General features: G+C 69.6%; 20 protein-coding genes. 11 read left to right on the forward strand and 9 right to left on the reverse strand.

The window, feature by feature from the left end:
* Positions 1 to 140 precede the first annotated feature (140 nt).
* Positions 141 to 500, forward strand: coding sequence for a DUF3817 domain-containing protein (locus A8G15_RS04460; protein ID WP_068155997.1), 360 nt, complete (start codon positions 141 to 143; stop codon positions 498 to 500).
* 93 nt (positions 501 to 593) lie between these two features.
* Positions 594 to 1,484, forward strand: a complete 891-nt coding sequence (locus A8G15_RS04465) for a tetratricopeptide repeat protein (protein WP_068156001.1) — start codon at positions 594 to 596, stop codon at positions 1,482 to 1,484.
* A gap of 82 nt (positions 1,485 to 1,566) precedes the next feature.
* Here A8G15_RS04465 and A8G15_RS04470 read toward each other — a convergent pair whose 3' ends face one another.
* From A8G15_RS04470 to A8G15_RS04480, 3 genes are all read right to left on the reverse strand, one after another.
* Positions 1,567 to 3,015, reverse strand: coding sequence for a neutral zinc metallopeptidase (locus A8G15_RS04470; protein ID WP_068155771.1), 1,449 nt, complete (start codon positions 3,013 to 3,015; stop codon positions 1,567 to 1,569).
* A 31-nt stretch (positions 3,016 to 3,046) separates the two neighbouring features.
* On the reverse strand, positions 3,047 to 5,200 hold the full coding sequence (glgB, locus tag A8G15_RS04475; protein ID WP_068156004.1) for a 1,4-alpha-glucan branching protein GlgB: 2,154 nt from the start codon (positions 5,198 to 5,200) through the stop codon (positions 3,047 to 3,049).
* An 86-nt stretch (positions 5,201 to 5,286) separates the two neighbouring features.
* Complete coding sequence (locus tag A8G15_RS04480; protein ID WP_068155772.1) at positions 5,287 to 7,299, reverse strand: maltotransferase domain-containing protein; 2,013 nt, start codon at positions 7,297 to 7,299, stop codon at positions 5,287 to 5,289.
* 235 nt (positions 7,300 to 7,534) lie between these two features.
* Here A8G15_RS04480 and glgP point away from each other — a divergent pair, with 235 nt between their 5' ends.
* Positions 7,535 to 10,114 (forward strand): alpha-glucan family phosphorylase, encoded by a 2,580-nt coding sequence (glgP, locus tag A8G15_RS04485; protein WP_068155773.1) that lies wholly within the window; start codon positions 7,535 to 7,537, stop codon positions 10,112 to 10,114.
* A gap of 36 nt (positions 10,115 to 10,150) precedes the next feature.
* Here the strand turns inward: glgP and A8G15_RS04490 are convergent, their stop codons facing one another.
* The 3 genes from A8G15_RS04490 to A8G15_RS04500 are packed head-to-tail and all read right to left on the reverse strand — an operon-like array spanning position 10,151 to position 14,125.
* Positions 10,151 to 12,181 carry an ATP-dependent DNA helicase gene (locus A8G15_RS04490; protein WP_068155774.1) on the reverse strand — a complete coding sequence of 677 codons (2,031 nt, stop codon included), beginning with the start codon at positions 12,179 to 12,181 and terminating at the stop codon, positions 10,151 to 10,153.
* A 25-nt stretch (positions 12,182 to 12,206) separates the two neighbouring features.
* A complete protein-coding gene (locus tag A8G15_RS04495) occupies positions 12,207 to 12,785 on the reverse strand; it encodes an isochorismatase family protein (RefSeq protein ID WP_068155775.1) in 579 nt (192 codons plus the stop codon).
* Positions 12,786 to 12,790: 5 nt separating this feature from the next.
* A complete protein-coding gene (locus A8G15_RS04500; protein ID WP_068155777.1) occupies positions 12,791 to 14,125 on the reverse strand; it encodes a nicotinate phosphoribosyltransferase in 1,335 nt (444 codons plus the stop codon).
* Between the two features lie 68 nt (positions 14,126 to 14,193).
* Here A8G15_RS04500 and clpS point away from each other — a divergent pair, with 68 nt between their 5' ends.
* From clpS to rdgB, 7 genes are all read left to right on the forward strand, one after another.
* A complete protein-coding gene (clpS, locus tag A8G15_RS04505) occupies positions 14,194 to 14,529 on the forward strand; it encodes an ATP-dependent Clp protease adapter ClpS (RefSeq protein ID WP_068155779.1) in 336 nt (111 codons plus the stop codon).
* Positions 14,530 to 14,554: 25 nt separating this feature from the next.
* Positions 14,555 to 15,133: an oxidative stress transcriptional regulator AosR gene (gene aosR / locus A8G15_RS04510; RefSeq protein ID WP_068155782.1), complete on the forward strand. Its 579-nt coding sequence runs from the start codon at positions 14,555 to 14,557 to the stop codon at positions 15,131 to 15,133.
* Complete coding sequence (locus tag A8G15_RS04515) at positions 15,130 to 16,245, forward strand: P1 family peptidase (RefSeq protein ID WP_068155784.1); 1,116 nt, start codon at positions 15,130 to 15,132, stop codon at positions 16,243 to 16,245. The genes aosR and A8G15_RS04515 overlap by 4 nt, the downstream gene beginning before the upstream one ends.
* A gap of 47 nt (positions 16,246 to 16,292) precedes the next feature.
* Positions 16,293 to 16,919 carry a rhomboid family intramembrane serine protease gene (locus tag A8G15_RS04520; RefSeq protein WP_068155785.1) on the forward strand — a complete coding sequence of 209 codons (627 nt, stop codon included), beginning with the start codon at positions 16,293 to 16,295 and terminating at the stop codon, positions 16,917 to 16,919.
* A 126-nt stretch (positions 16,920 to 17,045) separates the two neighbouring features.
* A complete protein-coding gene (locus tag A8G15_RS04525; RefSeq protein ID WP_068155788.1) occupies positions 17,046 to 17,807 on the forward strand; it encodes a cyclic nucleotide-degrading phosphodiesterase in 762 nt (253 codons plus the stop codon).
* Between the two features lie 21 nt (positions 17,808 to 17,828).
* Entirely contained in the window at positions 17,829 to 18,617 is a 789-nt protein-coding gene (rph, locus tag A8G15_RS04530; RefSeq protein ID WP_068155789.1) for a ribonuclease PH, read from the forward strand.
* A 1-nt stretch (position 18,618) separates the two neighbouring features.
* On the forward strand, positions 18,619 to 19,239 hold the full coding sequence (gene rdgB, locus A8G15_RS04535; RefSeq protein ID WP_211270114.1) for an RdgB/HAM1 family non-canonical purine NTP pyrophosphatase: 621 nt from the start codon (positions 18,619 to 18,621) through the stop codon (positions 19,237 to 19,239).
* A 63-nt stretch (positions 19,240 to 19,302) separates the two neighbouring features.
* Here rdgB and A8G15_RS04540 read toward each other — a convergent pair whose 3' ends face one another.
* Both A8G15_RS04540 and A8G15_RS04545 read right to left on the reverse strand, forming a co-directional pair.
* Positions 19,303 to 20,589: an MFS transporter gene (locus A8G15_RS04540; protein WP_245687704.1), complete on the reverse strand. Its 1,287-nt coding sequence runs from the start codon at positions 20,587 to 20,589 to the stop codon at positions 19,303 to 19,305.
* Between the two features lie 80 nt (positions 20,590 to 20,669).
* On the reverse strand, positions 20,670 to 21,392 hold the full coding sequence (locus tag A8G15_RS04545) for a TetR/AcrR family transcriptional regulator (RefSeq protein ID WP_245687700.1): 723 nt from the start codon (positions 21,390 to 21,392) through the stop codon (positions 20,670 to 20,672).
* A gap of 59 nt (positions 21,393 to 21,451) precedes the next feature.
* Here A8G15_RS04545 and A8G15_RS04550 point away from each other — a divergent pair, with 59 nt between their 5' ends.
* Positions 21,452 to 22,690, forward strand: coding sequence for an oxygenase MpaB family protein (locus A8G15_RS04550; RefSeq protein ID WP_068156010.1), 1,239 nt, complete (start codon positions 21,452 to 21,454; stop codon positions 22,688 to 22,690).
* 9 nt (positions 22,691 to 22,699) lie between these two features.
* Here the strand turns inward: A8G15_RS04550 and A8G15_RS04555 are convergent, their stop codons facing one another.
* Entirely contained in the window at positions 22,700 to 23,131 is a 432-nt protein-coding gene (locus A8G15_RS04555) for a protein-tyrosine phosphatase family protein (protein WP_068155798.1), read from the reverse strand.
* Between the last annotated feature and the right edge of the window lie 34 nt (positions 23,132 to 23,165).

Below are 23,165 nucleotides of genomic sequence, written 5' to 3' on the forward strand. Positions count from 1 at the left end.
GTTGATCGTGCGCGTACCCAAGGCCTGACCCATTCGTCCCTGACGCATACACCCGTCACGGCCCCGGCGCATGCCGTCGGGGCCGTGACGTGCCTCACGTCAACGACGGGTCGTCGTAGGACTCGGGCACAATGGCGAGCATGACGAACATCCTCGACCTGTCCACCCCCGCGAAGCGATTCCGTCTCGTCGCCATCTGGGAAGCAATCACCTGGCTGGCCCTGCTGATCGCGATGTTCTTCAAGTGGGTGCTCGGCCACGAGGAAGCCATCCGGATCCCCGGCATGGTGCACGGCATCGCCGGATTCATGTTGTTCGTCGTCGTCGCCCTCGCGACCGCCTGGTCGCTCAAGTGGGATCTCAAGACGACATTCCTCGCTCTGGTCTCGAGCGTCCCGCCCTTCGGCACCATCGTCTTCGAGCGCTGGGCTGTGCGCACCGGCCGCCTCGGCGAGCTCTCCGATCCCGCTTCGCGCGAAACCGAGCCCGCACTGTCCTGACCACCCGACACGGTGCGCGCAGAACGTGACAGACTGGACGGCGTGACTCGACCCGGTTCCCGTCCAGCACGTTCCGCCGCGGCAGCAGCGGCGATCTCCGGCGCGGTGGATCTCGCACCGCTCAAGGAGAGGGCATCCGCGCCGCCGCCGCCTCCACCGCCGTCCGGTGACGGTGCCGCCGCCGGCGGCCTCGCTCCCGTCATCGACGTCACCGAGGCCACCTTCGAGGCCGAGGTACTGCAGCGTTCCATGCAGGTCCCGGTCATCGTGGACCTGTGGGCCACTTGGTGCCAGCCCTGCAAGCAACTGTCACCGGTCCTCGAGAAGCTCGCTCACGAGGCCGGCGGCACCTGGGTGCTCGCGAAGGTGGACGTCGACGCCAATCCGCGTATCGCCCAGGCGTTCGGTGTCCAGTCGGTGCCGACGGTCGTCGCGATCGCCGGTGGGCAGCCGATCGCCGACTTCCAGGGCGTGCAGCCCGAATCGGCGTTGCGCGAATGGATCGCCGCGATCCGGAACGCCGTCGCCGGGAAGCTGTCCGGCCCGCCCACAGGCGAACCGGAAGACACCCCACCGGACCCGCGGTTCATCGCCGCCGAGCAGGCACTCGACGCCGGCGACCTGGCCGGAGCCGAGGCCGCCTACAACCTGGTCCTCAACTCCGAGCCCAACAATGCCGAAGCGCTCGCCGCGGTGCGTCAGGTGCGGTTCCTCGCCCGCGCCCAGGAGCTGCCCGACGACGCGGTCGAGCGGGCCGACGCCGCGCCCGCCGACCTCGACGCCCAGCTGGCCGCCGCCGACGCCGAATTGTTCGCCCAAGAGCCGGAGAAGGCGTTCGCCCGGTTGATCGGGTTCGTCTCCCGCAGCGTGGGCGACGAGAAGACGGCCGCCCGTACCCGGCTGCTCGAACTGTTCGAGCTGTTCGATCCCGCCGAGCCCTTCGTCGTCACGGCGCGACGGAAGCTGGCGTCGGCGCTGTACTGAACACCGGTTACCAACAGACGAACGGCCCGGTCGCGGCACTGCCGCCACCGGGCCGTTCGCACTGCGGGGCCGTTCGCTCGAGTCAGTGGTACCTGCCGGTGCAACCTGCCTCGCCGCCGAGCACACCCGTGCGGAACGCATCGACGCGGGCGAAGCCGCTGGGGACAGTGTTTCCGTTGACATCGCTCGCGGCGAGACCGTCGGTGAGCAGCCCGGACACGGCCTCGTCGAGGTCGCCGGGGGACAACCACACGAGACTCTCGTCGGGATTGCCCGTCGGGTCGACGTTCGTCGGGCTCAGCGCGGCGCTGATCGCCCCGGACAGGCACGCCGCGCGCAGGGCGGTCTGCGCGTCGGTCAGCGACGCCCCGGCCTCTCGCTGCACGGCGAGCGCATACCGCGAGGCGAGCAGCACGTAGGCGTTGTAGTCACCGCGGACGTCCGCACTGAACGGATTCGACCCGGATTCCGGGGGCGCGCCACGCTCGGCGAGTTCCTCCAGGTCGACGCCGATCGTGTTCGTCGCCGGGCAGTACGACACCGGCGAGGTCGCCTTCGCGTCCGGGCAGCCGAGGTCGGAACCGGACAGGTCGAGCGTGGGCGGCGACGACAACCCGAACACGTAGTCGAACGAATGCATGATCTGCTCGACGGATTCGGCGGTGACGGGCAGCTCTCCGTCGTCGCTGCTGTCGAAGAACTGCGGAAGATCGGCGCGCCGGGATTCGACCTCGGTGGCGTCGATGCGCGTGCAGGCCTCGGCGCCGTCGGAGAAACCGATCTGCATGGCGGTGACACGCTCGAACGCCGACCCGTGGACGGAATCGGGATCGTTGGGGTCGGTATCGCGGAACTGGACCATCGACGCGAGTACCGAATTGAGTCCGTCGGACGTGTTGAGCTGGAAATGCTCGGAGTTGCCTTCGGCGACGTGCCGGACGAACGCGCCGGCGAAGCAGTCCGCCTGCTGCTCGAATACGATGCCCGGGTCGTCGTCGGAGACGATGCCGGACTTGTACTGGATGGCGTGCCCGTATTCGTGGGCCAGCACCATCACCACCGACATCGGGCCGAACACGTCGATCAGCTCGGGCAGGAGGAATGTGCGGTCCCACCCGATCACGTCGCCTCCGCTGCAGTACGCGGCGTTGACGAAGTCGAAGGTGGGCTCGCCACAGAACTCGGGACCGCGGCGCTCGGAGGGGTCCCACGAGAGCAGGGTCGAGACCGGTTCGAACGTCCCCTTCGCGATCGAGCCGAACGTGCGCTCCCAGTACGCCTCGATGTCGGCGATCGCGTTGCCCACCAGGATGTCGACGTCGCCGCCGTCACCGTTCTCGACGGTGACCTCGGCGTCCGGCACGCCGCTGCGCGGGCCGGACGGGCCGGACGACACGGCCAGTCCGGCGACGGTGAACGGGTTGTCGTAGATCGAGACGGCGGTGCCCTCGATCCGGCTCGCGCAGCCGGCCAGCAGAGCCACGGTCAGTGCTCCGAGCGCGCACCGCGTCGGCCAGCCCGTCCTTCTCACCTTGATCGCTCCTGTCGTCGAAGGACCGCGGTCACCGATGCAGTGCCAGCCAGATCGCACCGTGAGCGGGCAGGGTGACCCGCGCCGAAGCGGGTCGTCCGTGCCAGGAGTGCGCCGTTGCCGTCACGGCACCGAGGTTTCCGGTTCCGTTACCGCAGTAGGCGGTCGCATCCGTGTTGAGGATTTCCACCCACCGACCCGTTTCGGGTAATCCGACACGATAGTCCGCGTGGGTGCTCCCGGAAAAGTTGTACAGGCACGCGACGATCGAGCCGTCGCTCCCGTAGCGCAGGAAGCTGAGCACGTTGTTCACCGCGTCGTTGGCGTCGATCCAGGAGTAGCCGCCGGGTGAGGTATCCAGCGTCCACAGCGCGGGATGCTCGCGATACGTGCGGTTGAGGTCGCCGACGAGCTGCCGGACCCCGGTGTGCAGCGCACCGGTGTGTTCGTCGTCGAGCTGCCACCAGTCCAGGCCGCGTTCTTCCGACCACTCGGCGACCTGCCCGAATTCCTGTCCCATGAACAGCAGCTGCTTGCCCGGATGCGCCCACATGTACGCCAGCAGGGCGCGCAGGCCGGCGGCCTTCGTGAAGTCGTCGCCGGGCAGCCGGGTCCACAGGGTGCCCTTGCCGTGCACGACCTCGTCATGGCTGATCGGCAGCATGAAATTCTCGCTCCACGCGTACATCAACGAGAACGTGATCTCGTGATGGTGGTAGGTGCGGTGCACGGGGTCACGGGAGAGGAACCCGAGCGTGTCGTGCATCCAGCCCATGTTCCACTTCATGTCGAACCCGAGTCCGCCCACATTGGTCGGACGCGTGACGCCCGGCCACGCCGTGGATTCCTCGGCGACGGTGACCACACCCGGATGGAGTTTGTGCACGGTGCCGTTGAGTTCCTGCAGGAACGCGACGGCTTCGAGGTTCTCGCGACCGCCGTGGATGTTCGGGGTCCAGCCGCCGTGCGGCCGTGAGTAGTCCAGGTACAGCATCGAGGCGACCGCGTCGACGCGCAGTCCGTCGATGTGGAACTCCTCGATCCAGTAGAGGGCGTTGGCGACGAGGAAGTTGCGGACCTCGCGGCGTCCGAAGTCGAACACGTAGGTGCCCCAGTCGAGTTGTTCGCCGCGGGTGGGGTCGGGATGTTCGTACAGCGGGCTGCCGTCGAACCGGGCGAGGGCCCAGTCGTCCTTCGGGAAGTGCGCGGGAACCCAGTCCATGATCACGCCGATCCCGGCGCGGTGCAGCCGGTCGACGAACTCGCGGAACTCGTCGGGAGATCCGAAGCGGGAGGTCGGCGCGTAATACGAGGTGACCTGATATCCCCACGACCCGCCGAACGGATGCTCGGCGACGGGGAGCAGTTCGATGTGGGTGAAGCCGGTTTCGGTGACGTACTCGGCGAGCCGGTCGGCCAGTTCCAGGTAGCCGAGGCCCGGCTGCCAGGACCCGAGATGCACCTCGTAGACGCTCATCGGTTCCTGCCACGGCTGGGAGTTCGCGCGCGTTTCGAGCCACTCGCCGTCGCGCCACGTGTGCCGCGACTCCGTCACCACCGACGCGGTCGCGGGTGGCACCTCGGTCGCGTACGCCATCGGGTCGGCCTTCTCGCGAACCGAGCCGTCGCGACCGTGCACCCGGAACTTGTAGAGGGCGCCCGGGTGGACGTCGGGGACGAACAGTTCCCACACACCGCTGGACCCGAGCACCCGCATCGGCGCGGTCCGTCCGCCCCACATGTCGAAGTCGCCGGTCACCGTCACCCCGCGCGCTGCGGGTGCCCACACCGCGAAGGAGGTGCCGGTGACCGTGCCGTCGGGGGTCTCGTACGCGCGCGGGCGCGCACCGAGGATCTCCCACAGCCGCTCGTGGCGGCCCTCGGCGAACAGGTGCAGATCCAGTTCGCCGAGCGTCGGGAGGAATCGGTAGCCGTCGGCGACGACGACGGTGTGGCCGAACGGGTAGGTCACCACGAACCGGTAGTCGGCCGGGTCGTGCACCGGAACGAGCGCGCTGAACACGTCGGATCCCACCGGTTCGAGGGGATGATCGACGTCTCCGATGCGGACCGCGACCTTCTCCGCCCCCGGGCGCAGCGCGCGGATCAGGGTGCCTTCCGCGTGCGGGTGCGCACCGAGGATCGAATGCGGGTCGTGGTGTTCCCCGGCCGCCAGGCGCGCCAGGTCGCCGGGGGCCGGTGCGTGCCGGCGTGTCGAGACCGAGGGGGAGCCCGGCCGGTTCGGGGTGGGGTCTTCCTGCCGGGTCACGGCTACCTCCTGTAGGCGAGGGTGGTGCGCGCCGGCACCCCGATCGGTGGCAACACGAGAATGTGCGCGACGGCCCGCCACGGCTCGAGGCGCACGAAATTCGCCTGCCCCCAGTGGTATTCCTCCCCACTCACCTCGTCATGCACGGTGAAGTGCTCGTGCCAGTCCCGTCCGATCGCCGGCATGTCCAGCCACAGCGTGCCCTGTTCGGCGGCATACGGATCGAGGTTGACGACGGTGAGCACCGTGTCGCCCGACGTCGGATCGAACTTCGAGTAGGCGAGCAGCGCATCGTTGTCGATGTGGTGGAAGTGGATGTTGCGCAGCTGCTGCAGCGCCGGATGTGCACGCCGGATCCGGTTCAGCGCCGCGAGCCACGGTTCCAGTGATTCGCCGCGGCGGCGTGCCTCGTCGAACCGTCGCGGCCGCAGCTGGTACTTCTCCGAATCCAGATATTCCTCGCTGCCCGGGCGCACCGCGACGTGCTCGTACAGCTCGTATCCGGAATACACCCCCCAGGTGGGGGCGAGGGTTGCGGCCAGCGCGGCGCGCAGCGCGAACATGCCGGGACCGCCCCGCTGCAGCGTCTCGTGCAGGATGTCCGGGGTGTTCACGAACAGGTTCGGCCGGGCCTCGTCGGCCTTGGCGGCCAGTTCCTGCCCGAACTCGGTGAGTTCCCACTTGGCTTCCCGCCACGTGAAATACGTGTAGGACTGGGTGAATCCGCGCCGGGCCAGCCCGTACATCCGGGCCGGCCGGGTGAACGCCTCGGACAGGAACAGCACGTCGGGATCGGTGAGCTTGACCTCGCCGATCAGCCATTCCCAGAAGTCGGCTGGCTTGGTGTGCGGATTGTCGACCCGGAAGATCTTCACGCCCAGCGCCACCCAGTGCCGCACCACGCGCAGCACCTCGGCGTAGATGCCGTCGCGGTCGTTGTCGAAGTTGACGGGGTAGATGTCCTGGTACTTCTTCGGCGGGTTCTCCGCGTAGGCGATCGTGCCGTCCGGCAGCACCGTGAACCATTCGGGATGCTGCGTCGCCCACGGATGGTCGGGGGCGCACTGCAACGCCAGATCCAGTGCCACCTCCAGATCGAGTTGTGCCGCGCGGGAAACGAAGTCGCGGAAGTCCTGCTCGGTCCCCAGCTCCGGGTGGATGGCGTCGTGGCCACCCTCGTCGGAGCCGATCGCCCACGGCGACCCGACGTCGTCGGGTCCGGCGACGAGGGTGTTGTTCGGTCCCTTGCGGTTGATCTTTCCGATCGGGTGGACCGGCGGCAGATACACCACGTCGAAGCCCATCGCGGCGATCCGCGGCAGGTCCGCGGCCGCGGTCGCGAACGTGCCGTGCCGTGGGGTTCCGTCCTCGTTCCAGCCGCCGGTCGAACGCGGGAAGAACTCGTACCAGGAGCCGAACAGGGCGCGCCGCCGGTCCACCTGGGCGGTGAACGCACGTCCCCGGGTGACCAGTTCGCGCAGCGGATGCGCCCGCAGGATCTCGGTGACATCGGCGGCGAACGCCGGCGCGACCCGTTCCGGCAGCGTCCGCGGCGACCTGAGCGAGGCGGCGACGGCGAGCAGCGCGGGGCGGTTGCCGCGGGGCACCGTCTTCGCGGCCTTCTCGAACAGCTCGGCGCCGATCTCGAGATCGTTCGCGAGGTCCTCGGCGCCCTGGCCGGCGGAGATCTTCGCGTCCACCGCGTGCCGCCAGGTGGTCACCGGATCGCTCCACGCCTCCACCCGGTACGTCCACGTTCCGGGGCTGGTCGGGGTGAACGTCGCGTGGAAGGTGTCGGGCAGCGACCCGGGCGCCATCGGGATGCGGACGAGTTTGCCCTCGGTTTCCGGGTCGGAGCCGGGGCCGCGGACGGCCAGGGTCGCGGCGACCGCGTCGTGCCCCTCGCGCCACACCACCGCCGACACCGGCACGACTTCGCCGACGACGGCCTTGACCGGATAGCGCCCACCCGCGATCTGGGGCTGGACGTCGTCGATGGCGAGACGACCTGTCACATGTACTCCGTTTCCGTGTGCGGCCGGCAGGCGAACCGGGCGATACGAACAGCGCGGTGTATTCGCAGACAACCGTAATCGAGGTGCGGATTCCGGGCCGATCATGCGGCCGGTTTGCTCCGCGGGCCGCGATCGGCGGGTGCACCCGTGGCCGGGGCGTCGGGTGAGGGCCGCCCGGACGGACGTCACAGCTCCCGACCTCGCGCCACGACGGAAACTCGGTAGTCTTCGCGGGGTGAAAGCCTTGCGTCGGTTCACCGTACGAGCCCACCTTCCCGAGCGGCTGGCCGCGCTGGGAACCCTGTCCGCCAACCTGCGGTGGTCCTGGCATCCGCCGACCCAGGATCTGTTCGCGACCGTGGACCCGGCTCTGTGGGAACACGTCGGTCACGACCCGGTCCGGCTGCTCGGTGAGGTCCCGCCGTCGCGGCTCGACGAACTCGCCGCCGATCCCGACTTCCTGGAACGGCTCGGTGCCGCCGCCGCGGACCTGGACGAGTACCTGGCCCGGCCGCGCTGGTATCAGCACCAGCAGGAGCGCGGCAACGACATGCCGGGGGGCATCGCCTACTTCTCCATGGAGTTCGGTGTCAGCGAGGTCCTGCCCAACTATTCGGGTGGTCTCGGCATCCTCGCCGGCGACCACCTCAAGGCGGCCTCCGACCTCGGGCTGCCGCTCATCGGCATCGGACTGCTGTACCGCTCCGGCTACTTCCGGCAGTCCCTGACCGCCGATGGCTGGCAGAGCGAGCACTACCCGTCCTACGACCCGCAGGGTCTGCCGCTGCGCCTGCTCAGCGAACCGGACGGCACCCCCACTCTGGTCACCGTCACCGTGCCCGGAAACCGTGAGCTGGCCGCGCGCGTGTGGATCGCGCAGATCGGACGGGTGCCGTTGCTGTTGCTCGACTCGGACATCGCCGGCAACGACGAGGAGCTGCGCGGGGTCACCGACCGTCTCTACGGCGGCGACCAGGACCACCGCATCAAACAGGAGATCCTCGCCGGCATCGGCGGCGTGCGCGCCGTGCGCGCCTACACCCGCATCCACGGCCTGCCCGACCCCGAGGTCTTCCACATGAACGAGGGCCACGCCGGTTTCTCGGGGGCCGAGCGCATCCGGGAACTGGTCACCACCACCGGGCTCGACTTCGACGAAGCCCTGTCCGCCGTGCGCGCGGGCACCGTCTTCACCACCCACACTCCGGTGCCCGCCGGGATCGACCGGTTCCCGATCGACCTGGTGCGGCACTACTTCTCCGGGCCGAACGGGGAGAACGAGTCGTCGCTGCTACCCGGCCTGACCGTCGACCGGATCCTCGCCCTCGGCCGCGAATCCGACCCGCACGTGTTCAACATGGCCCACCTGGGACTGCGGCTGGGCCAGCGCAGCAACGGCGTCTCCCGGCTGCACGGGCGCGTCAGCCGCGGCATGTTCGACGGGTTGTGGTCCGGCTTCGATGCCGCCGAGGTGCCGATCGGATCGGTGACCAACGGTGTGCACGCTCCGACCTGGGCGGCGCGCGAATGGATCGCCCTGGCGAACCGGCTCGCCGGTCCCGACCGGGTCGAGGAGGCCCGCGGCTGGGAACTGCTGCAGACCGTGCCGTCGCAGGATCTGTGGGACACCCGGAACACGCTGCGCGGGCAGCTCGTCGCGGAGGTGCGGCGACGGCTGCGCGCATCCTGGATCGACCGCGGCGCCACCTCCGCCGAACTCGGCTGGGTCGACGGGGTGTTCGACCCGGACGTGCTCACCGTCGGTTTCGCGCGCCGCGTGCCCACCTACAAGCGGCTCACGCTGATGCTCCGCGACGAGGATCGGCTGCGGTCCCTGCTGCTCGACGAGGATCGGCCCGTGCAGCTCGTCGTCGCCGGCAAGAGCCATCCCGCCGACGACGGCGGCAAGGCCCTGATCCAGCAGGTCGTGCGGTTCGCGGACCGGCACGACGTGCGGCACCGCATCGTGTTCCTGCCCGACTACGACATGTCGATGGCGCGCTTCCTGTACTGGGGTTGCGACGTATGGCTCAACAACCCGCTGCGTCCACTCGAGGCGTGCGGCACCTCCGGCATGAAGTCCGCGCTCAACGGCGGCCTCAACCTGTCCATCCTCGACGGCTGGTGGGACGAGATGTACGACGGGGAGAACGGCTGGGCCATCCCCACCGCGGACGGGGTGGTCGACGAACAGCGCCGCGACGATCTCGAGGCGAGCGCCCTGTACGAACTGCTCGAACGGTCCGTGCTGCCGCGGTTCTACGACCGGGACGAGGAGGGAGTGCCGACCCGCTGGATCGAGATGGTGCGGCACACCCTCGAGAACCTCGGGCCGAAGGTGCTGGCGTCGCGCATGGTCCGCGACTACGCCGTGCAGTACTACGCCCCGGCGGCCGCCGCGGCCCGCGTGGTCGTCGCCGACGGATACGCCGGCGCGAAGGCACTGGCCGACTACCGGCACCGGATCGAGGCGGCGTGGCCGTCGGTGCGGGTCGCGCAGGTCGACAGCGACGGGTTGCCCGACAGCGCCGAGATCGGTGCCCGGCTGGCGCTCACCGCGCACGTGCAACTCGGCGGGCTCGACCCGGCGGACGTGCTGGTGCAGGTGGTGATCGGCCGCGTCGGCGTCGACGACACCCTCACCGACGTGACGACCACTGCGATGCGGCACACCGGCTCCGATGGTGTCGGTGAGGTCTTCGACGCCGAGGTCGCGCTGCCGTTGGCCGGCGCGGTCGGGTACACGGTGCGGGTGCTGCCGCAGCACGACCTGCTGGCGACCCCCGCCGAACTCGGACTGGTGGTGCTGCCGTAGGGCAGGGAGACACGCGGTCGCGGCGACCCGGAACGGTCAGTCCCGGAGGCGCGTGAGGGCCTTGCGCACGATCTCCGGATCGGTGGTCTCCCAGAACGCCGGTAGCGACGCCCTCAGGTAGCCGCCGTAGCGGGCCGTCGCCAGCCGCGGATCGAGAACCGCGACGACCCCACGGTCGCTGGTGCTGCGCAGCAGCCGGCCGACGCCCTGCGCGAGCAGCAACGCCGCATGGTTCGCGGCGACCGCGAGAAAACCGTTGCCGCCGCGGGATTCGACGGCGCGCTGCCGCGCGACGAGCAACGGGTCGTCGGGCCGCGGGAACGGGATGCGATCGATGATCACCAGGGACAGCGACGGCCCCGGAACATCGACACCCTGCCACAGCGACAGCGTGCCGAACAGCGAGGTCGCCGCGTCCGCCGCGAACTGCTCGACGAGCGCGCCGGTCGTGTCGTCGCCCTGGCACAGCACCGGGGTGTCGAGCCGCTCCCGCACCGCCTCGGTGGCTGCCTTCGCCGCGCGCATCGAGGAGAACAGTCCGAGGGTGCGGCCCCCGGCGGCGGTGATCAGCTCGGTGATCTCGTCGACGTACGCGGGGGACAGGCCGTCGCGTCCCGGTGTCGGCAGGTGCCTGGCGATGTACATGATCCCCGCCTTGGCGTGGTCGAACGGCGATCCGACGTCCAGTGCGTTCCACTTCAGGTCGCCGTCGTCGGACGGCGGTTCGGCACCGGATGCGGCCGCGGTGTCGCTGCGCGTCGGCGCCTGCGGAGGCAGTCCCCAGTTCACGGCGAGCCCGTCGAACGAGCCACCGACCGTCAACGTCGCCGACGTGAGCACGACCGTCGATTCACCGAACAACCGTGACCGCAGCAGCCCGCCGACGGACAGCGGGGCCATCCGCACCGTGCGGCGCACTGCCCCGCGGAACTCGTCGGCGGCGAACCACACCACGTCCTGACGCTTCGCCGGATCCGGCTCGTCGAAGGCCGTGAGCACCCGCACCGCGCCGTCGTGCACCTCGTCGACCTCGGCGACCGCCTGGGTGCGGGCCGCCGCGGCCTCCGCATCCATGCCCGGCTTGGCCGGACCGACGGCGGTGCGCAGCGCCCACGCGGCGTCGCGGACCGCCGCCAGCGCCGCCCCGGCGCCGTCGGGCAGAGTGTCCCAGCGGCCCGGCGGCAGTTCCTCGAGGAGCATCTCCCAGTTCTCGGCGGCGCCCTCGAGCTTGTCGACGTCCTCGTCCTCGGCGAGCTTCGCGCAGCGGCGCGCGGCCGCGGAGATCGTGCCGCCGGACAGTTCCGCGGTCGCGACTCCGGTCACCCGGTCGACGAGTTCATGTGCCTCGTCGATGACCACCGCGTCGTGCTCGGGCAGGATCGCGATGCCGGTGATGGCGTCGATCGCGAGCAGGGCGTGGTTGGTGACGACGATGTCGACCTGCGAGGCTTCGGCGCGGGCGATCTCCGCGAAGCAGTCCTCGCCGACGGGGCAGCGGGCCTTGCCGAGACATTCGCGGGCGGTGACGCTGACCTGTCTCCATGCCTGATCGGACACGCCGGGAGCCAGGTCGTCGCGGTCGCCGGTCCCGGTGCTCGACGACCATTCGGTGACTCGACGCACCTCCCGGCCGATCCGAGACAGCGCGAATGCGTCGAACAACTGCTCGCCGACCGGCGGTTCCTCCGCGAGTCCGGTATGAATCTTGTTGAGGCACAGATAGTTTCCGCGACCCTTCAGGATCGCGAAGCGTGGCCGCCGCCCGAGGGATTCGTGCAGGGCATCGGCCAGGCGCGGCAGGTCGCGGTCGACGAGCTGCCGCTGCAGCGCGATCGTCGCCGTCGAGACGATCACGGTGCGCCCCGTGCGGACGGCGTAGCGGATGCTCGGCACCAGATAGGCCAGCGACTTTCCGGTGCCGGTACCGGCCTGCACGGCCAGATGCTCACCGGTGTCGAGGCAGTGCGCGACCGCCGACGCCATCGTCAGCTGGTTGCGCCGCTCCGCACCGCCCAACGCGTGCACCGCGGTCCGGAGGAGTTCGGGGACGTCGGGGAGTTCTGGCACCGAGCCAGGGTATCGGTCCCCACCGTCAGGTTCGTGCGCCGACCTGACCGACCAGTTCCACACCCGCGTCGCGCAGCCGCGTCAACGCCGCCCCGACCGTCGCGTCGGACACACCCGCGGTGTAGCGCAGCAGGACGCGGGTGGCGAAACCCGCCTCCACGGCATCGAGCGCGGTCGCGCGAACACAGTGATCGGTGGCGATGCCCGCCACGTCGACGGCGGTGACGCCGCGTTCGCGCAACCAGTCGGCGAGGGACTCGCCGGCCTCCCCGGCACCCTCGAATCCCGAATAGGCGGCCTCGAACGCGCCCTTGGAGAACACCGCCTCGACCCGTTCGAAGTCCAGGGCCGGGTGGAACTCGGCGCCGGGCGTCCCGACCCGGCAGTGCGGCGGCCACGAATCGACGAAATCGGGTTCGTCCGAGAAATGGCCGCCCGGATCGATGTGATGGTCGCGGGTCGCCACCACGTGCGCGTACAGGTCGGTGGTCTCGGCGAGATAGCCGCTCAGGTCCGCCGCCACCGCGGCACCACCCGCGACCGCGAGCGCCCCGCCCTCGCAGAAGTCGTTCTGAACGTCGACGACGATCAGCGCGCGCGTCATGGCACTCACTCCTGACCGGCGAAACGGGTGGGAACCGCCGGATCACCCTCGGACAACATCAGTCCCTCCCACGGCAGGCTCCCCAGGCCGGCCGCCAGGATCGCCCGGCTCTCCTCCAGGGTAGGAAGCCCCTCGACGCGTTCGCCACCGCGCATCAGCGGCACCATCAGCTCCGTGGGGGTGCCCTCACCGTCCGGCACCGGCACGTGCGCCGAGTGGATCACCTCTTCGGTGAGCGTGCCCGTCGGCCGGGCAAATCGCACCGCGCGCTTGGCGCCGCCCCGCGACTGCTTGTGCGCGCTGCGCTTCTCGACCGGGATGCCGTCGACCTCGACCAGCTTGAACACCATGCCGGCGGTCGGCGCGCCGGAACCGGTCACCACCGCCGTTCCGACGCCGTACACGTCGACCGGTTCGGCGCGCAGTCCCGCGATCGCGTACTCGTCGAGATCGCCGGACATCACGATCTTCGTGCCGGTCGCGCCCAGCGAATCGAGCTGCTCGCGGACCTGCCGGGCCAGCACCCCGAGATCACCGGAGTCGATACGGACCCCGCCCAGCTCCGGACCGGCGACCTCGATCGCGGTCCGCACCGCCGCGGTGATGTCGTAGGTGTCCACCAGCAGCGTCGTGCCCACCCCGAGGGTCTCGACCTGGCTGCGGAAGGCGGACTCCTCGTTGCGACCCGCCGCCGTCGTGTGCAGCAGCGTGAACGCGTGCGCGGCGGTGCCCGCCGCCGGGATCCCGTAACGCCGGGCGGCCTCGAGGTTCGACGTCGCATCGAATCCGGCCAGGTAGGCGGCGCGCGCGGCGGCGACGGCGGACTCCTCGTGGGTGCGGCGCGAACCCATCTCGATCACGGTGCGGCCGTCGGCGGCGCTGACCATGCGCGCGGCCGCCGACGCGATCGCGCTGTCGTGGTTGAGGATCGACAGCGCGAGGGTCTCGAGGAGCACACATTCGGCGAACGAGCCGCGCACCGACAGCACCGGCGAACCGGGGAAGTAGAAGTCACCCTCGCGGTAGCCGTCGATGTCGCCGGAGAAACGGTAGGCGCGCAGCCACTCGACGGTCGACGGCGCCAGGAACTTGGAGACGACGTCCAGTTCGGCCTCACCGAACCGGAACGAGGCGAGCGCGTCGAGCAGACGGCCGGTCCCGGCGACCACACCGTAGCGGCGCCCTGCGGGCAGGCGCCGCGCGAACACCTCGAACGCGCACGGCCGATTCGCGGAACCGTCCGCGAGCGCGGCCTCGAGCATCGTCAGCTCGTACATGTCGGTGAACAGTGCGGTGCTCACGATGCCGGTGGTGTTCGAGTCATGAGGGTCTGCAGACACCCGATCACTCTAGATTGCGGATCCCGAGGCGGGTTTTTCACCGCGCACGAACGCCGTACCCTGGACACATGGCGCCGTGTTCCACGACAACCCCGTTCGACGTCCCGGTGATGGCGGCAGGTCAGGCGATGCCCGCCGAAGCGGAGGTCGTCGAAGAGGTCGAGGCGGTGGACCGGCCCTGGGTGACGGTGGTGTGGGACGATCCCGTCAATCTCATGCACTACGTGACATTCATCTTCCAGAAGCTGTTCGGCTACAGCAAAGCCAAGGCCACCGAACTGATGCTCAAAGTGCACAATGAGGGCAAAGCGGTCGTCTCCAGTGGGTCGCGTGACAAGATGGAGCACGATGTCCAGCGCCTGCACGCGGCCGGCCTCTGGGCGACCATGCAGCGCGACGAATGAACCCGAACAGGAGGATCCGGCCGACGTGCGTCAGTGGAGCAGGAAGAACTCGCTCAGCGGAGTGAAACTGCGGTCCGAGATGGACGCGCACGAAGCGTCGGTCCTGCGATCCCTGGTCGCATCCGTGCTCGGCATGCTCGAGGAACGTTCCTCGCAGACCCCGCAGGACGATCTCGCGGTCCTCACCGGGCTGCGCACCGGCAATTCGAGCCCACCCGACGTTCCTGCTCTCGCACGGCTGCTGCCGGACTTCCACCGGCCCGAGGCCGACCACAACCAGCACCCCGACGACGAGACCGCCGACCTCAACGGCGCCCTGCGCAGCCTCCACGAACCGGACATCATCGACGCCAAACTCGCCGCCGGCGCGGTGATCCTGCGGACCGTCCCCGAATCCGGCGGCAAGGTCGTGCTCAACCCCGAGCAGGCCGAAGCCTGGTTGTACGGCCTCAACGACGTGCGCTTGGCGCTCGGCACCACCCTCGGCATCGACGCCGACACCCCCGACGCCCTCGACGACGACGATCCGCGCGCCCCGCACCTCGACGTCTACCACTGGCTCACGTGGATGCAGGACTCGCTGGTGCAGGCGCTGCTGCCGTGAGCCCGACGCTGACGCCGGGCCCCACGAACTCCCTCGCCGACATCGCCGGACTCCACGTCGGACACCACCATCTGCTCGACGACGCCGTCACCGTGGCCGCACCCGGAGCGCCCGGCGCCGGCGCCGCCACCGGCTGCACCGTCGTACTCACCGACCGGGCCGCGGTCGCGGGCGTCGACGTTCGCGGCGGCGGTCCCGGAACCCGCGAAACAGACCTTCTCGATCCCAGCCATTCCGTGCAACGCGCCGACGCCGTGCTGCTCACCGGGGGCAGCGCATACGGCCTCGCCGCCGCGGACGGTGTGATGCGGTGGCTCGAGGAACACGGCCGCGGCATCGCGATGGGAGCCGGCGCTCCCGGCGAACCACCCCTCGTCGTGCCGATCGTGCCGGGAGCGGTCATCTTCGACCTGCCGGTGGGGGACTGGTCGGCCCGTCCCACCGCCGACAGCGGATTCGCTGCCACCGCGGCCGCGGCCGGCGCGACCACCGTCCCGCGCGGATGCGTCGGCGCCGGCGTCGGCGCGCGCGCAGGAATCCTCAAGGGCGGGGTCGGGACCGCGAGCGTGCGCATCGGCGACGGTGCGGCGGCCGGGGCGACCGTCGCGGCGCTCGTCGTCGCGAACCCGGTCGGATCCGTCGTCGACCCGGAAACCGGTCTGCCCTGGGGACTGGGGCCGGGACGGGCGGCGGAGCTCGGGCTCACCGCGCCCGCCGCCGAGGACATCGAGGCCGGCCGGGCGCTCGGCGCCAAGGGCACCGTCCTGAACACCACCATCGGTGTCGTCGCGACGGACGCCCCGCTGACGAAGGCCGCCTGCCGCCGCGTCGCGGTCGCCGGGCACGACGGTCTGGCTCGCGCGATCCGGCCCGCTCACTCGCCGCTCGACGGGGACACTCTGTTCGCCCTGTCCACCGGCACCGCGAACCTTCCCGAGACCGGGCCGGTGCCCGACGCGTTCCCGGCCGAGCTGCCCGTGCTCGCCGCGGTGTGCGAGGCCGCGGCCGAGGTGGTGCAACGAGCGATCGTCGATGCGCTCCTCAGCGCGACGGGACTCGCCGGAATTCCGTCCTACCGCGACGTGTACTCCACCGCATTCACCCGGCGGTGACCCCCGCGGGAGCAGCGCGCGGGCCGGGCACACAGCACAATGGAGCAATGACCACACCGACCGGCATCGAAGCCGCGACCCGGCCGATCTGGCAACGCGCCGCCCTGTGGATCGGCGGCTTCGTCGCTCTGCTGTACGGCATCGAAGGCGTCGACACGGTGACCTCCGCGGACCTCGACGCGGCCGGCGTCGAACCTCGCACCGCCGACGGCCTGACCGGGGTGCTGTTCGCGCCGCTCCTGCACGACGGCTGGGGCCACCTGTCGGCCAACACCGTCCCCCTGCTGATCCTCGGTTTCCTCGTATTGCTGTCCGGGATCGGACGTGGCCTGGCCGCGACCGCGATCATCTGGGTCGTCGGGGGACTGGGAACCTGGCTGTTCGCCGGTTCCGGGTACATCCACGTCGGCGCGTCGGTGCTGGTGTTCGGCTGGCTGACCTATCTGATCGTCCGGGGCTGGTTCACCCGCCACACCGGGCAGATCGTCATCGGCATCGTGGTCCTGCTCGTCTACGGCAGCATGTTGTGGGGTGTGCTGCCCAGCGACCCGCGCGTGTCCTGGCAGGGCCACCTCTTCGGTGCGATCGGTGGTCTCCTCGCCGCCTGGATCCTCTCGGCCGACGCACGCAGGGCCCGCCGCGCAGGGGTCCCACCGGGCACGCTGCCACGCTGACCTGAGACGGAGACAATCCGTTCATCACCGCGACCGCCACGTCACAACGTTCGTGTCACTGTGAGTTGCCGGCTCGTAATCGGGCTCTGCTTCATCGGGGACCTTCGACGTGGCAGCATGACCTCTATGCGCATGACCGTTCTGGGCTGCTCGGGCAGTGTCGCCGGGCCCGATTCTCCCGCGTCGGGTTATCTGCTCACCGCTCCGGACACCCCGCCGCTGGTGATCGACTTCGGTCCCGGCGTCCTCGGCGCACTCCAACGGCACGCCGATCCCGGTGAAGTCTCCATTCTGCTCTCGCATCTGCACGCCGATCACTGCCTCGACATTCCCGGACTGCTCGTGTGGCGGCGCTACTCCCCGAACCGGCCGGAAGGGCGTGTCCCCCTGTACGGACCGAGCGACGCCGCGGTCAGGCTGGGAGTAGCCTCCGCCGAATGCGCCGGAGAGGTGGACGACCTGTCGGACACGCTCGACCTGAACACCCTCACCGACGGTGGCGACTTCCGGTTCGGTGCGCTCACCGTGCAGCCCCGCCGCGTCAACCATCCGCCCGAGGCATACGGATTCCGGATCACCAGCGATTCCGGGCGCACCTTCGTCTACACCGGCGACACCGGCATGTGCGACGAGGTCGTCGAACTCGCGCGCGGCGCCGACGTGTTGCTCGCCGAAGCGTCGTGGACACACGATCCGGTCGCGCGCCCCGAGAACATGCATCTGTCCGGCACCGAAGCGGGACAGGTCGCCGCGCGCGCCGGCGTCGGTGAGCTGCTGCTCACCCACATTCCGCCGTGGACGTCGCGCGAGGACGTCATCGCCGAAGCGAAAGAACAGTATTCGGGGCCGGTGCACGCCGTCTCCGCCGGGGACGTCTACCGCATCTGACCGATCGCCTAGGCTCGTCGGGTGACCACACGAGAAGACGGCAGGGCGGACGATCAGCTCCGCGACATCCGGATCACCCGAGGATTCACCAACCACCCCGCAGGCTCGGTGCTCGTCGAATTCGGGCAGACCCGCGTCATGTGCACAGCGAGCGTCGAAGAGGGCGTGCCGCGCTGGCGCAAGGGCTCGGGCCTGGGCTGGCTCACCGCCGAATACGCGATGCTGCCCGCCGCGACCCACACCCGCAGCGGTCGCGAATCCGTCAAGGGCAAGGTCGGCGGGCGTACCCAGGAGATCAGCCGGCTCGTGGGCCGCTCGCTGCGCGCCTGCATCGACCTCGCGGCGATCGGTGAGAACACCATCGCACTCGACTGCGACGTCCTGCAGGCCGACGGCGGAACCCGCACCGCGGCGATCACCGGCGCCTACGTCGCGCTGTGCGACGCGGTGACGTGGCTGCGTGCCGCGGGCCGGCTCGCGGACCCGCAGCCCATCTCGTGCCAGATCGCCGCGGTCAGCGTCGGTGTGGTCGACGGCCGCATCCGGCTCGATCTGCCGTACGAGGAGGACTCGCGCGCCGAGGTCGACATGAACGTCGTCGCCACCGAGACCGGCACCCTCGTCGAGATCCAGGGCACCGGTGAAGGCGCGACCTTCCCGCGCTCGACGCTCGACGGACTGCTCGATTCCGCGCTCGCCGGCATCGAGGAACTGTGCCGCATCCAGCGGGAAGTGCTCGCGCAGCCCTACCCGGGCGTGCTTCCGGAACCGGAGATCGTCGAGCCCGCGAAGAAGAAGTTCGGAGCCTGACGTGGCGGTGAAGGTGCTCGTCGCGAGCCGGAACGCGAAGAAGCTGCGCGAACTGCAGCGCGTCCTCGACCGCGCCGGAATCGACGGTGTCGAGCTGATCGGTCTCGACGAGGTGCCGCCGTTCCCGGAAGCCCCCGAGACCGGCGCGACGTTCGAGGAGAACGCCGCGGCGAAGGCCCGCGACGGTGTGCTCGCCACCGGTCTGGCGTGCGTCGCGGACGACTCCGGACTCGAGATCGACGCGCTCGGTGGCATGCCGGGGGTGCTGTCGGCGCGCTGGTCGGGCACCCACGGCAACGACGACGCGAACACCGCGCTGGTGCTCGCGCAGTTGGCGGACGTGCCCGACGAGCGCCGCGGAGGTGCCTTCGTATCGGCCTGTGCGCTGGCCGTTCCCGCCGGCAACGACGCATCGGTCACCGTCGTACGGGGTGAATGGCGCGGCACGATCGAGCGGGCGCCGCGCGGCACGAACGGTTTCGGCTACGACCCGATCTTCCGGCCGGAAGGCGAGGAACGCACCGCCGCCGAACTCAGTGCCGAGGAGAAGGACGCGGCATCGCATCGCGGACGCGCGCTCGCGCTGCTGGTACCGGCCCTCGAGGCGCTGAGCCGGGGCTGACCCCGGCACCGAACGCAGCCGCTCCCCACCCGGACGACCGGGAGGGGAGCGGCGTTCGTTTCGTCAGGCCCGAGCCAGGGCCGTGGGATGCGCTTCGGTGTCGATGCCCGGGATGCCGCGTCCGCGCAGCGACGCGCCGGCGGTCTCGGCCACGAAGCACAGCGCGACCAGGCCCACCGCGCACGCCCCCATCATGTAGAAGGCCGGCACCAGATCGTTTCCGGTCCGCTCCACGAGCCATTCGTTGACCGCCGGTGCGGTCCCGCCGAACAGCGACGTCGCGACGTTGTAGGAGATCGCGAAACCCGCGAACCGCACCTGCGTCGGGAACATCGCCGGGAAGGTCGCCGAGATGGTCGACAACTGCAGGACGTACAGCAGGCCGAGGACGGTGAACGCGACGATCGCCCAGGCGAAGTTGACCGACATCAGCATGTACATCGGGATCGCGAGCACCAGCAGACCACCCATGGAGACCGCCCACAGCGGTTTGCGGCCGATCCGATCCGACAGCGCGCCGGAGAACGGAATCACCGCCATCATCGCGAGCTGGCCGATCACCACCAGGATCAGCGACGACGTGCTCGTCAGCCCGATCCGATTCTCCAGATAGGTGGGCATGTAGCTCAGCAACGTGTAGTTGCACACGTTCAGGGCGACGACCAGGCCCATCAACTTGACGACCGGTCGCCAGTACTTGGCGATGAGGTCCTTGAACTCGGCGCCGACGCTCGCTTCCTCCCCGTGCGCATCCTCGAGTTCTCGGAACACCGGGGTCTCGTCGAGCTTGGAACGCAGGTACAAACCCACCAGCGCGAGCGGGCCCGCGACGAAGAACGGCAGTCGCCAACCCCACGTCGCCATGAACGCATCGGTCGAGAGCAGATCGATCATCAGGACGAGGATCGCACCCACCGAGAAGCCGCCGAGCGTGCCGAACTCGAGGAAGCTGCCGTAGAAACCGCGTTTGCGGTCGGGGGAGTACTCGGCCATGAACGTCGCGGCGCCCCCGTACTCGCCGCCCGTCGAGAACCCCTGGATCATCCGCAGCAGGACGAGCAGCAGCGGCGACCAGAAGCCGATGGACTCGTACGACGGGACCGCGCCGAGCAGTACCGTCGCGCTACCCATCAACAGGATGGTGAAGGCGAGGATCTGGCGCCGGCCGAGCCGGTCACCGAGCGGCCCCCAGACGAAGCCGCCGAGCGGACGCATGAGGAACGAGACGGCGAAGACACCCAGCGTGAGCAGCGTGGCGGACTCGAGGTCTCCGGGAAAGAACGAATTGGCGATATATGTGGCGGTATAGGCGTAAACGCCGTAGTCGAACCATTCGGTGAAATTGCCCATCGCGGACGCAGCGATGGCGCGCCGTACCTGACTCGGAGGTTCTCCGTGTGACTCCAGAGGCTCGCCGGCTGAAACGGTACTCACGAATATTCCCCTCGATCGAAAGTAATATCCGGAGCGAGTACCCGAGCCCCCGGCGGATGAAACATACCCGGTGTTTCTTCGGTGCCGTCGAACCGCCGCTGGATCACCGTCTGCACGTAGGTGGTCACCATCGCGGTCAGTTCGTCCGCGATCACCTCGCGGTCGATGTCGGGTTCCTCGAGAACGTACGCGATCGCGACGTTCTCGACGGTCCGGACCAGCATCCACGCGATCGTGTCGAGCGGCCGGCCCGAACGATGCGCGCGGTTGGACCTCAGCCACACCGCGAACAATGTGCCGATGCGCTCCTCGAACTCCGACAGTCGGTTACCCGCGGTGCGGGGGATCTGTTCGAGCATCACCCGCAGCAACCGCGGGTTCTCACCGAGCGCGTCGAGTAGTTCGAGCACGGTGGCCCGCACCGACGACGACCAGGTCGGGCCCTCGAGCGCCGCGACGAATACGCGCGAAATGCGAGCATGCAGTTCTGTCGTCCACCGATCCACCACCTCGGCGACGATCGCGTCCTTGTTCGGAAAGTACTGGTACAGCGATCCCGGGCTGATCCGTGCGGTCGCCGCGATCCGGTTCGTCGACGCACCCTCGTAGCCGTGTTCCAGCAGAACCGTCCGCCCTGCGTCGACGATGCGCTCGACCATCTCGCGGGATCGGTCCTGTCTCGGGGTGCGACGCATCTGCCGCCGCCCGGGCGTCGTCACCGGCGCAGCCGAAATACGAATTGAACGCGAGTAAAAGCTCGTGTGACCATGACCGCATGATGACACGGGAGCTTCCGACCGGCACCGAGACCGGTGCGTACCCAGCGCGATTCGCCGGAATCCGCCCGCGCAACGAGCGCATCGGACGGCCCTTGAAGCACTTCGCGCGGGTCGACACCGTCGACGAGGAACTGCTCGACCGGATCGGGCGGCGCATGAACGCCCGCGACGAACTCGGGGCAACGCTCGTGCACGCCCTGCGCCGCGACCGCACCGACCCGCAATGCGTCACGATGCGGCAGTTCCACCAAGCCCTCGAACACGGCATCGACACCGTGCCCGATGCACCCGAGACGCTGCGCGAGTTCTTCGCCGTCGTCGACACGGTTCCCGGCTGGGTGGACTTCGACCTGCTCGAGAAGGGCGCGCGGGCGTTCCGCCGCATGGGCCGCAGCCGGAACGACGTGCTTCTCCAGCTCTCGTTGATCGGCGGCTACCGGTTCGGTGGCCCGCCGGACCTGCTGGTCGCCACGGGCGGGTTGACCGGCTCGACCGCCATGCGACGCCTCGGTGAAACCCAGAAGTGGGGTACCGCCGTCGGTGAGCCGGGTGGGATGCGACGCGATGGTGAAGGGTTCAAGCTGACCGTCCACGTGCGTGCCATGCATGCGCTGGTCAACCATCGCTTCGAGACGAACGGTCGCTGGGACGTCGAGCGCTGGGGGCTGCCCATCAACCAGACCGATCAGGCCGCGACGCTCGGGTTGTTCAACGGCACGCTGCTCCTCGGCGTCCGTGCTCTCGGCTACCGGGTTTCACGCGACGAGTCCCGCGCCGTGATGCACCTGTGGAAATACGTGGGCTGGCTGATGGGCATCGACGAGGAGTGGCTGTTCGACAGCGAACGTCGCCAGCACCACTTCAACTATCACGTGGTGCTCGTCCAGGACGACGTCACGCCCGCCGGCGCCGATCTGTCCCGCGCGCTCGTCGACGGCCAACGCGAACTCGATTACGGCCGGTTCCCGAAGCTGCGCGGGCAATACGAGAGAGTGCGTCTGCTGAGCATGCTCCGATTCTTCCTCGGCACCGACGGCCTGAACGATCTGGGTCTGCCGTCGATTCCGCCGCTGGCCGTCGCACCAGTGATCGCCGGAAACGTCGTCAAATCGATGGTGATCAACCGCACCGCGACCGGCCGGCGGTTTCTGGAGCGGGTCGGCGACCGCGCCGCGCGCCGGGAACTGAGGCTGAAGTTCGGAGCGACGGAACCGACCGTCGGAAAACTGAACGTATAGCGCTCGGCGTCAACGGAATTCGACAACGTACCGGCGCTGCCACGGAGTCTCGACGGCGCGGGGCGCGTAGTGCTCGCGGACGAATGCGACCGCTTCGGCTCGCGGCACCCCGTCGAGCACGGCAAGGCACGCCAGCGCGGTGCCGGTGCGTCCGATCCCGCCGGAGCACGCGATCTCCACGCGTTCACCGGCGGCGCGTTCCCATGCCTCGTGCAGCGCAGCGGAGGCGTCGACGCGGTCGGTCGGCAAGCGGAAATCGGGCCAGCGCACCCACCGCGCCGGCCAGGCCGTCGGCGGGGGATCGCGGCGCTGCAGGTACACCGCGAACGTCGGCACGGGACCGTCGGGCACCGGACGGCGCAGGCCGCGACCGCGGACGAGCCGCCCCGAGGGCAGGCGCAGGACACCCGCAGCCGTGGGGTCCCATGATTCCGATGCCACAGGTTCGGATGCCACAGGTTCGGATGCCACAGGT

It is taken from the genome of Rhodococcus phenolicus, assembly GCF_001646785.1.
GTDB lineage: Bacteria > Actinomycetota > Actinomycetes > Mycobacteriales > Mycobacteriaceae > Rhodococcus > Rhodococcus phenolicus.